The organism is Streptomyces sp. NPDC005799 (assembly GCF_040630525.1).
GTDB classification, from domain to species: Bacteria; Actinomycetota; Actinomycetes; order Streptomycetales; family Streptomycetaceae; genus Streptomyces; species Streptomyces griseorubiginosus_B.
This window is the reverse complement of the sequence record NZ_JBEXXQ010000110.1, coordinates 1-9,860: the sequence shown is the minus strand read 5'-3', so window position 1 is coordinate 9,860 and position 9,860 is coordinate 1. Positions and strand designations below refer to the sequence as shown.

Annotated in this window: 9 protein-coding genes and 2 pseudogenes; 8 read left to right on the top strand and 3 right to left on the bottom strand. The window is 64.6% G+C overall.

The annotated features are described in order from the left end of the window. Positions 1–98: 98 nt before the first annotated feature. Both ABZ453_RS49110 and ABZ453_RS49105 read left to right on the top strand, forming a co-directional pair. A pseudogene (locus tag ABZ453_RS49110) lies at positions 99–935 on the top strand (transposase); the annotation flags it as partial. 967 nt (positions 936–1,902) lie between these two features. Beyond that, the gene (locus tag ABZ453_RS49105) at positions 1,903–3,030 is read left to right on the top strand and encodes a S1 family peptidase (protein WP_359026310.1); all 1,128 of its coding nucleotides are present in this window, start codon (positions 1,903–1,905) and stop codon (positions 3,028–3,030) included. 267 nt (positions 3,031–3,297) lie between these two features. Here the strand turns inward: ABZ453_RS49105 and ABZ453_RS49100 are convergent, their stop codons facing one another. Continuing rightward, the gene (locus ABZ453_RS49100; protein ID WP_359026308.1) at positions 3,298–4,845 is read right to left on the bottom strand and encodes a transposase; all 1,548 of its coding nucleotides are present in this window, start codon (positions 4,843–4,845) and stop codon (positions 3,298–3,300) included. A 102-nt stretch (positions 4,846–4,947) separates the two neighbouring features. On the opposite strand from ABZ453_RS49100, the gene ABZ453_RS49095 reads away from it, so the two are divergent. Both ABZ453_RS49095 and ABZ453_RS49090 read left to right on the top strand, forming a co-directional pair. Further along, positions 4,948–5,160, top strand: coding sequence for a hypothetical protein (locus ABZ453_RS49095; protein WP_359026313.1), 213 nt, complete (start codon positions 4,948–4,950; stop codon positions 5,158–5,160). Between the two features lie 277 nt (positions 5,161–5,437). After that, a complete protein-coding gene (locus ABZ453_RS49090; protein WP_359026306.1) occupies positions 5,438–5,887 on the top strand; it encodes a hypothetical protein in 450 nt (149 codons plus the stop codon). A 67-nt stretch (positions 5,888–5,954) separates the two neighbouring features. On the opposite strand, the gene ABZ453_RS49085 is transcribed toward ABZ453_RS49090, so the two are convergent. Together ABZ453_RS49085 and ABZ453_RS49080 are read right to left on the bottom strand one after the other, a co-directional pair. Then, on the bottom strand, positions 5,955–6,500 hold the full coding sequence (locus tag ABZ453_RS49085) for a transposase (RefSeq protein WP_359026304.1): 546 nt from the start codon (positions 6,498–6,500) through the stop codon (positions 5,955–5,957). Beyond that, the gene (locus ABZ453_RS49080) at positions 6,452–6,706 is read right to left on the bottom strand and encodes a transposase (protein WP_359026311.1); all 255 of its coding nucleotides are present in this window, start codon (positions 6,704–6,706) and stop codon (positions 6,452–6,454) included. Before ABZ453_RS49080 ends, ABZ453_RS49085 begins: the two co-directional genes overlap by 49 nt. Before the next feature lie 98 nt (positions 6,707–6,804). Here ABZ453_RS49080 and ABZ453_RS49075 point away from each other — a divergent pair. The 4 genes and pseudogenes from ABZ453_RS49075 to ABZ453_RS49060 all read left to right on the top strand — a co-directional run. After that, positions 6,805–6,978 (top strand): annotated as a pseudogene (locus ABZ453_RS49075) (transposase); the annotation flags it as partial. 279 nt (positions 6,979–7,257) lie between these two features. Then, positions 7,258–7,599, top strand: a complete 342-nt coding sequence (locus ABZ453_RS49070) for a hypothetical protein (RefSeq protein WP_359026302.1) — start codon at positions 7,258–7,260, stop codon at positions 7,597–7,599. A gap of 117 nt (positions 7,600–7,716) precedes the next feature. Next, complete coding sequence (locus tag ABZ453_RS49065) at positions 7,717–7,965, top strand: hypothetical protein (RefSeq protein ID WP_359026300.1); 249 nt, start codon at positions 7,717–7,719, stop codon at positions 7,963–7,965. Positions 7,966–8,538: 573 nt separating this feature from the next. After that, a complete protein-coding gene (locus tag ABZ453_RS49060; protein WP_359026298.1) occupies positions 8,539–9,669 on the top strand; it encodes a substrate-binding domain-containing protein in 1,131 nt (376 codons plus the stop codon). Positions 9,670–9,860: the final 191 nt, after the last annotated feature.

Below are 9,860 nucleotides of genomic sequence, written 5' to 3'. Positions count from 1 at the left end.
GCAAGCTCGGCGCTGGTCAGCCGGTCGTCGCGTTCTCCGCTGTCCGCCTCGGCCTGGCGGACCCAGCCGCGCAGGGCCTCCTTGTGGATGCCCAGATCCTTGACCACGGCCCGGGCGGAACCGGTGAGCCCCTGGCCGCCCTCCTCAGGCCGGGAAACGCGGGCTCCAACACCGCAGCCGACCACATCACCACCGCCCAACTGGCCCTGGCCCAACTGCCCAAGCACTACCGGCGAGGGCGGCAGACCCTCATCCGTACGGACTCCGCCGGCGGCACCCACGACTTCGTGTCCTGGCTCGCCCAGCGCGGGCGCTGGCTCTCGTACTCGGCCGGCATGACGGTCACCGAAGCGATCCACGAACACGTACTGAAGGTCCCCGCCTCAGCCTGGCCCCCGGCCGTCGAGACCGGCGGTGAGGTCCGTGACGGGGCCTGGGTCGCCGAGCTCACCGGCAAGCTCCTGGACGGCTGCCCAAGGGCATGCGACTGATCGTCCGCAAGGAACGGCCCTATCCTGGCGCCCAGTTGAGGATCACGGACGCGGACGGCATGCGGATCACGTGCTTCGCGACCAACACCCCCCACCGGCCGATCGCCGCCCTCAAGTTCCGTCACCGGCTGCGGGCCCGGGCCGAGGACCGGATCCGCGCCGCCCGGTCCACCGGCATGCGCAACCTGCCCCTCCACACCACAGCCCAGAACTAAGGTCTGGCTCGAGATCGTCCGGATCGCCCTCGACCTGCTGGCGTGGATGCCCATGCTCGCCCTCACCGGCAAGGCCCGACTCTGGGAACCCCACCGCCTGTTCTCCGCGGCCGCCCAACTCGTCACCACCGGCCGACGCAGGATTCTCCGCCTCGCCCGGCACTGGCCCTGGACCGGAGAGATCACCGCCACCCTCGAACGACTCCCGATCCTGCCCACCCCCGGCTGACCAGCAACCTGCCAACCGCCCCGACGACAACAGCACCCACCGGGCAGTGGAACCCGGCGCCCACCCGACGCGACAACCGGACCGCCGGCCTGCCCACCATCAGCTTCGGAAAGCGAAAGGGGCCACCGACTCCGTCGGCGAACCCTCGCGAAAGATCGAGGCTAACGGTACGCACTCCACCAATAATTATTGGTTTTCACGCCATTGGGTACGGTAATGATGTCGGCAAACCGATTATCGCAAGACCTAATGTCATACGTGTCGCCTTCCTGTACGGTGTAGCCAGTCCCGCTCCAACCATCGGAGCTATACACCAGATTGATATCACCACTTTCCTGGCGCGCACTCCTGTCGTAGATATTTATGCATTTATTGACGGGTGGGAGTTGGACCATCAGGTGATGAGTAGTGGCGGCGACTGCGGGGCTAACCCCGACCGTCCCAATGAATGCTACCGTGCTCAGCGTTCCCGCCGCAGCACTCAACCAACGAGCTGGCCACCGCATGCTCTTTTCCTCTCTGGTGATCTTTGCAAGCGTGGACAACCTTCCCTATCGGTCGAGTAGACGTCTAGAGTCATACGTCCTGCGACTTCAGTGAACCTCTTTCAATGGGGCGGAGGATTTGCTTGCCTGCCGGGGTTGGCGCTGGGGTGTCTATCGTGATGGCCAACGCCAGTGTGTTTGGGGTAGCGCACTCGACGGACTTGCGGTAATCGTGTCCGCAATCCCACAGCGAATAGGGGCAGATGCCTCTATTTGAGACTTTCCTCTTCGGACAGGCTCTTCTTTAGATTATCGCTTGGGAGAGGTGCAAAAGAGTGCAGGTATACATACGTGGGAAGCGTTGGGTGCTGGGTGCCGCACTCACCGCTGTCCTGGCGGGTCTTTCTGCAGGTGGGGCTGTGGCGGTCGGCGGACATACACAGTCAACGGTCAGGCATGACAGGCAGCCGAACGCGGCCAGCATGGTGAGTGAGCAGAGCCGTGCGGTGACCCAGGCTGCAGTGGCCAGCTTGCGTGAGAGTTTGGGCTTGTCGGATACCGAAGCGCGGCGGCGGTTCGCGGCCCAGCCTGCCCTGGATGCGCTGGGTGGCAGGCTGGTCGGGCAGTTGAAAGACAGGCAGGCAGGGGCGTGGATCGACCCCGCCGACGGTGGCTTGGTGGTCAATGTCCTGGACCCCGGGGGCGCCCGCACCGTCCAGGCCGCCGGGGCGCGCGCCCGGATCGTGCGGCACAGCTCTGCGCAACTGCAGCACATCGTCAGCAAACTGAGCGGAGCAGGAATGCCGGCGGGCAGCTCGTGGGGGATTGACCCCCGGGCTGACGCCGTCGTGGTCGAGGTGCCCGGCGGCCAGCCGCTCACTTCGCTCCGCAGATACGGTGATGCCGTGATCAGCAAGCGTTCCGCTGCCAGGACGAGGTCGCTGGCCGGTCCTGCCTCTGCGGCTGCAGCCGCAGCTGCGGGGACAACCGATCTGTACGGCGGTCTTGTCATCAACGCAGACTTTCCTGGTGGTCCGCGGTGCACCAGCGGGTTCGTAGCCCGGCCCGCTCACACGTATCCTGGAGCCTTCACTTACCTGCTCACGGCGGGCCACTGCGGCGAAGTCAACAGCAAGTGGTATCGGGGAAATTCTATAATCGGAGCCATCAGTCACCGCGTATGGGGGCCGGATGATTACGCCACCATTGCTCTGAGCAACCCTGACGTGTGGCGGCCGCAGCCATGGGTGTACACCACAAGTGCGCAACCGGTCCGGGGTGGATACACACCTGCCACCGTCGGAGTGACGGTGTGCATGCGCGGCGCCATTTCGGGATACAGCTGCGGACAGATCGACGAGTTCAATACAGGGTTTGTAGACGAAATCAGCGGCGTTCGTGTCAGTGGCCTGGTTCAAGCCGACCTGTGCAGCGCCCCCGGGGACAGTGGCGCTCCCGTCATTACCTCGTTCCGCAATGGGGTTCTCGGAGTCGGCATGATCAGCGGCTCGCCGCTAACCAGTGCTGGCCAGTGCCAGGGAGTGGCCATGTACGAGCCGCTGGCCACAGTACTCAAGAAGGCTGACCTGGACCTTGTCATGGCCGAATAACGCTTACCCTCGATTCGTCAGCGGGATTTGGTCGCTGACCGGCTCGGCAGTTCGCCCGTAATGTCCTCACGCCGTTCGAGGTGGGCCGTCGCGTGACGCTGCGGGTGCGCCGGGCTCCACGGGCCCGGAGTGCTGCCGGTCTTCTCCTTCCTGGTCCTTGTCGGGGCAGTGCCCGGGCCGTCAGGTGACAGTCGCGAGGGCGGTGAGCCGTTGCCAGCAGGTGGTGAACGCCTGGGCCCTGGGCCAATGCCCCGCAGTTAAGCGGAATCAGCGCTGGTCAAATCGGGCGATTCTTGGGCATGTTGGGTGTGGGTGTAGTCGCCGGGTCCGCTGCGTTCGATGACGCCTTGGTGGACCCAGCGACAGAGTTCGCTGACCAGACTGCGGTGTCGGGAGGGTGGGAAGTCCAAGGCGTGCAGGATTTCGCGGGCCTTCCATGATCGTCCAGGATGTGCCTGAAGGAGGGCGATCGTGCGTTCTCTCGCCGTGTGTCCGGCGCGTCCTGGGTGGGCTGGATCGGCCCACGCCTGGGGCAGGATGTAGGCGCCGGGAGCGGTCCGTTCCAGTACTCCGGACAGCGCCCACTGGCAGAGCTGACCTGCGATGACGCTGTGCTTGGGGAGGCCGAGGGAATGAGCGATCTCGCGGGCTGTCCAGGAGGGGGCGGGGAACGGTCTGCAGGAGCTGGATGAGCTGTTCTTTGCGCCGGGAGCGGGAGGCCGTGAGTTGTTCGTCCTGGGCGGGGGTGTAGGTGGGTGCGCTCGGGAAGGCGATGTGGCCGTCGTGGATATCGATGGCCAGACGGACGACGTTTGTGCTGGTCATTGCCCTGTCGTCGTCGGCTTTGCCCGCGTAACGGGACGTTGAGCACTTGACCTTGCGGATGCTGAGGCGGGTGCGTCGCGGGGGCATCTGAGCGGTGGGCACGGCACCGCCGATGGTGCCGGGAGCGGTGGGATTGATCTCGCAGCCGTCGATGCCGGAGGCGGTGGTCACCTGGTTGCGGGCGCTTTCCAGGGCGACGGTGAAGCTCATGCGGTCGGGGTCTGTACCGGGGCGCCCCAGTGCGGCGTCCGTCATCGCCCGGCGCAGGAGCTGGTAGACGATGAGACTGGACCACAGCTCCTGCTCAAGTCCGGCCGGATCACACGAACGCAGGACCCGGCCGTCCTGCAGCGTGTGGCGTAGGGCGTAGAAGGCGGACTCGACCTCCCAGCGCTCGTGGTAGAGGCGGACCAGTACGCCGGCAGGGTCGTTGACGGGATCGAGCAAGGTGGTGGCCAGTTGATAGGAGTCGCTCACCTTCTTGCCGTCGGCGCAGATCGCGGTCACCGTGGCGACGATGATGCGCACCGGGCGTCCGCTCAGGTGTGTCAGGTAGGAGCCGTCGGACAGAACGGTCTCGATCAGGGGGCGGCGACTCGATCGGAGGCGAACGAGGTATTGGGCGCCGGTATCGCTCACTGAGCTCAGGAAGGTATCGGCATCGAAGCCTCGGTCGGCCAGCAACAGCATCTTGGGGTTGAGATGGCCTAACAGGGCGGTAGCAGAGGCCAGTTCACCCACCGAGCAGGAACCGAAGACCGCTGCGAGCAGGCCACGGGTCCCGGTCTCGCACAGCGCGGTCAGCCGGAGCGCCGGGTAGCTGGCATCACCCTGCTGATTGCGTGACTTGCCCAACACCGTCCGCAGACGCGGACGGTCGGGGGCTTTGATCGAACTGCAGCCGTCGAAGGCCACCGTGCGCCAGCGCCGGTAACACACTCCGGGCGTTTCCGGCGGCGCCAGCGATCCGGACATCACCTCGAACAGCATCCTGAACGGGAGCGGCGCGGCGGCGCACCTCGCCCAGCGCGCGTTTCGACGGGCGGGTGCGCAGGTGAGGCGGAAGGCCCGCGACGAGCTTGTCCCAGACCCGTGCGTAGCCCAGGGCGGGGAAGCTCCAGGCTCCTCAACGGCGCCCGCTGGGACGCCGACGAGCTCCGCGACGACCTCCAGTACTACGTAGCCGAACGGCTCGGCGAACCCTACGGCATCCTCGTCCTCGACGACACCGGCTGTGCGCCACGAGGCGCTGAGGACTCGAGCGGGAGGGAGAACCCGCCGCTGGTCATCGCAGTGACTGGTTGAAGCTGGAGGCAGGCTGAGCCCCGGGTTGGGGGTGAAGCCGGAAGCGGCCGCGACAACCGTAGGAAGTCCCATCGTCCCAGCTCAGAGGGCATCCGCGTCTTCATGTCCAAGCCCTGGACCGGCCATTGCCGGCGGATCGAGGCTTAGACACCCCAATGATCACGAGCCTGTGCCTGCTCTGCTCTGCACCCCAACCCGTCATTCCCTGGACCAACCGCACGACTCCGGAACTTGATCAAGCCCTGTTCGAGGCCGGAAGAAAAAACACGGTAAGGCCATGGGGCATCTGACTCTGGTTTTGTGGATCCCGCTGCGGCATGATCTCTTAAGAGTCAAATTGAATGTGCAATTCAACTACAGTGAAGAATGGCGGGTGGGGTTCGTGATGAAGAAAGCAGTAACTGGTGCAGCAGCGGCTGTGCTGGCATGCTCACTTGCGGTGATCGTCGGCGCGAGTGACGCGTCGGCGGGAACCGCAGAGGGCCGACTTCTGGTTAAGGCTCCCGCTGGCGTGCAAAGCGTCGGTGCCGATGCCCGGTGGTGTTCGAAAGTGGTTCCCGGTAAGTTCGTATCGACCCGTGGCAAGGGCGACTTCAGGGGCCAGCTTTCCGTCTACAGCGACGACCGTTGTGGCAGTCCTAGTCGCGGTTGGGTGTTCGTTGGTCCGGACGCCGCCTCAACACCGAACTACCTTTTCACGTTCACATCGGCTGACATACGCCGGTGAATTGGGATTTCACTGAGCCTTTGCCAGTAACGGATTATGACGTTCTGTGATTGATTAAGACGTTGTCTCACGTGGTGAGTTTGGCGAGTTTCCTGTAGCAGGTCAGTGCTGCGGCGAGGCCAAGGAAGGCGAGGAAGTGGCTGCCTTTGTGTTCGTGCCTGGCGGTGAGGCGGCGGTAGCCAAGCAGCCAGGAGATGGACCTTTCGATCTTCCAGCGGTGCCGTCCGAGGCGTTCGGAGGACTCGATGCCCGGGCGGGCGATGCGGGGGATGATGCCGCGTTGGCGCAGCCAGGACAGCGTGCCGGCGGAGTGGTATGCCTTGTCGGCTCGGAGTTTTCCGGGACGGCGGCGATGCGGTCCGCGACGGGAGCGTACGGCTGGTATGCGCTTTACGAGGGGTTTGAGGGCCAGGCTGTCGTGGGTGTTGGCCCCGGAGACGCGGACCACCACGGGGATGCCCTGGGCCTCGACAGGACATGCAACTTGCTGCCGAATTTGCCGCGGTCCACCGGGTTCGGCCCGGTCAGCGCCCCCCTTCACCCGCACCGAGGTCGCGTCGACGATCACTGACGTCCAGTCCAACTCCCCACGCGCGCCGAGCTCGTCCAGCACCGCCCGGTGCAGCCGACGCTACAGCCCCCCTTCGTCCAGGCGGAGAAACGGCGGTGCGCGGTGGCCGGCGAGACACCGAACGTAGGCGGCAGATGCCGCCATGCGTACCCACTGCTCAGCACATACACCACGGCGGTGAACACGGCCCGCTTATCCAGCGGCGCCGTCCCGCCGCCCTGGCGGCGCGGCGTGAACGACGGCAGCAACGGCGCGGCCAGATCCCATAACCCGTCAGGAACCAGCCGCTGAGACAGATCATCACCCAGGAAGAGCAATCATGCCGCAGCTCACGACACCACCACGTGGCCAGGCCCGGCTCTGGGAGCCCCGCCGCCTGCGGCTGCGCCTGTTCAGCCCGGCCGGCCAGCTCGTCACCGCCGGACGCCGCCAGATCCTCCGCCTCGCCCGACACTGGCCCTGGACCCATGTCGTCACCGACGCCCTCGAACGGCTCGACCACCTGCCCAACCCAGTCTGACCAGTAGCTTTCCCGTCCCCGTGAGCAGCACCATCGTCCCGGAGCAGTGGAACCCGGCGCCCACCCGACACGTCAGTCGGGCTACCGGCCTGCCCACCAGCAGCCACGGAACACGAAACGGTCTGCCGACTCCGTCGGCAGACCGTGCAAGAAAGATCGAGGATAAGGCCATTTGCCTCTATCAATGCAACGCCCACAACTGCTAAATATTGACTAGGGATACCTTTCAGGTGTTCCCTGGCGTCAAATATTCAGTCAGGCGTAGAACGGTTGTCAATTATGAAAAATTTTTTGTCTGTAAATGCTCTAGCGGCGGCTTTCATTGTTGGCGGCGTAATTCTTTCGACGAGTGGGACTGCGGTCGCCGAAGGCGGGCTGCCGAGCAAGGCACGCGTGGTAGGAGAGGTGCAGCAAACTTCTCATTATATAAACGGTCGCCCTTTTCCCGCTGAGAATTTGATAGCCGACGCTCGGGCGGGTGCAGAGGAGCTGGCGCAAAAACAATGTGCGTCCGGCCAGATCAGGTACAAGCATGTTGAGATCGTCAAGCAGAACTATCAAAACGACAAGGCTAAGCAAACGCAGATCGTGGAGGTCGAGATTTCCACTAGGTGTTGGTGACCAGGTGTAACGACCTGGGTCCCGCAAAGGACCATCGCGCCGGTCTACGGCGTTTCCACGGTTGGCGGTCCGAATTTCCCGAGAGGGGTTTGGGCCGCTTCTTTTCGTGCCGTGGTGATGGGCCAGAACCCTAGCCTCCGCGGCTGGGTGCTCGCCGCGAACATCGCCGCCGATCTCGACGCGTGGCTGCGGCTGTCGGCCCTGCACGACATCGACGACCTGACCGACGCCGAGCCGGACACCATGCGCTTCCGCCTCGCCGACCACGCCCGCCGCCGCCGGCTGCGGATCGAGGCGACCTGGCCCTGGGCCCAGGCGTTCACCACCTGCTGGCAACGGCTGAACACCCTCCCAGTCCTGACCTGACGACCGGCCCACCAGACCCTTCAGACAAGGAAGGAGGACACCCGCACCACCTCCGGGAGCCGTGGAACCCCGGCGCAGCCGCAGCGACACGCGAAGCCCCCGCCCGCGATCACGCGGGACAAACGGAGTGAACCAGCAACACCGTCATGCGCTCACGACCACTGACGAATCGAGGCTAACCCTGCAACAGGATCTGACTCGAGGTCCAGCAGGCCCGGCACCGCAGCCCGCGCTATCGCGTGCCGAGATCCCCCCGCATCCGGACCCATCCAGGTGGGCGACGTCTCCGAATCACCGGTGAGGGCGCCAGTATGCGGTGCCCTCACCCGTCGCCCGGCTTGGGCAGGGACCCCCCGGCCGGGCGACGAGGGGCGTGCCAAGCACGTGCCACCCGCCTAACAGCAGGTCAGCAGCCCTGTAACCGCATCCCTCATGTGGCTAGTGGGTCACTGGCGCCCTGTCCAAAATCGGGGGCATTTCCCCGAGGTCGGGTAGTTAGCGTTTTCGCAGGTCACGCAAGTGGGTTCATCACCTGTCAGGGCACGTCCAACACGGCTCCGGAGGGCCAGTGAAATGAACACTCCACGTATACGCAGGACCGGATACCGGAAACCGGCCATAGCCCTGGCCGCTTCGTCGTCCGTGCTCTTATTCACCGCGTGCGCCGCCGGCGGAGGCGACACCAGGACGAGCTCAGCATCCTTGTATCGTGAAAACATTACAGTGGGACTTCTCCTGCCCGACCGGGACACTGCACGCTTCGAAAAATTCGACTATCCAACTGTTAAGAGGGAAGTCGCCGCCCTCACACATGGGAAGGGCAAGGTTGACTACGCCAACGCCGAAGCAAGTGTGTCCAGACAGAGTCAGCAGTTCCGGCGCATGGTTTCAGAGAAAGTGGACGTCATCCTCGTTGATGCCCTGGACGCCGAACACATCGCGCCGGACGTGCAAGAAGCGCAAGACGCGGGCATACCTGTCATCGCATACGACCGTCTTGCGCAGGGCCCGATCGACGCGTTCGTCTCGCACGACAACGAACTCGTCGGCGAGGAACAGGGACGCGCAATCGACGAGGCACTGGGCGATCGCGCGTCGGGGAGCAACGTGGTCATGCTGAACGGAGACCCCGCTGATCCGAACTCGGCTCAGTTCAAGAAAGGTGCACTCGGCGAACTCACCGACAAAGTCCACATCGTCCAGCAGTACAACGTCACAAAGTGGTCGCCCGTGGTCGCCGAAAGAGACATGAACGATGCGATTCGGTCCATCGGGCTCAGGAACATCGCCGCTGTCTATGCGGCCAACGACGGCTTGGCCGACGCTGCCATCGATGCGCTGAAGAAGGCGGGAGCCACCGCCATACCGCCGGTGACCGGACAGGACGCGAACTTGGACGCAGTGCAGCGCATCGTCGCAGGACAGCAGTACATGTCCGTGTACAAACCCTTCGTCGATGAGGCCACCGACGCAGCAGAGTTGGCGGTAGACAAGGTACGGGGCCGCAGCATCGAGTTCGACGGGCTGACGCCGGACAGAGTCGACAGTCCGACGCAAAAGGGCATCCCCACGAGGCTCGTACCAGTGATCGCCCTCACGCAGAAGACCATCAGGCAGACAGTGATCGCCGACGGCGTCTACACCATCAGGCAGATCTGCACCGCGCCCTACGGGGCGAGATGTGCGGCCATTGGGCTGGAATAGAGGACAGCCGTGGGTGTCGCCGCCACGGGCTGGCGTCTACAGGGCCTTCGACGGCAGCGGGAGCGCCGTCGCATGGAGCGGTAGGACCGTCTAGATCCAATGCCGCTGACTTTGGGGTGAGTTGCTTGTAGCTTGTGGCTGGGAGGGTGCTGGTGCCACGGGCTGGGCAGGTGAAGCCGCCGGTTGAGGAG

Coding starts and splice junctions, on each gene's coding strand:
- ABZ453_RS49065 (WP_359026300.1), top strand. CDS start 7,717: ATGGGCCAGAACCCTAGCCTCCGCGGCTGGGTGCTCGCCGCGAACATC.
- ABZ453_RS49070 (WP_359026302.1), top strand. CDS start 7,258: ATGAAAAATTTTTTGTCTGTAAATGCTCTAGCGGCGGCTTTCATTGTT.
- ABZ453_RS49060 (WP_359026298.1), top strand. CDS start 8,539: ATGAACACTCCACGTATACGCAGGACCGGATACCGGAAACCGGCCATA.
- ABZ453_RS49100 (WP_359026308.1), bottom strand. CDS start 4,845: ATGCTGTTCGAGGTGATGTCCGGATCGCTGGCGCCGCCGGAAACGCCC.
- ABZ453_RS49105 (WP_359026310.1), top strand. CDS start 1,903: ATGGTGAGTGAGCAGAGCCGTGCGGTGACCCAGGCTGCAGTGGCCAGC.
- ABZ453_RS49090 (WP_359026306.1), top strand. CDS start 5,438: ATGGGGCATCTGACTCTGGTTTTGTGGATCCCGCTGCGGCATGATCTC.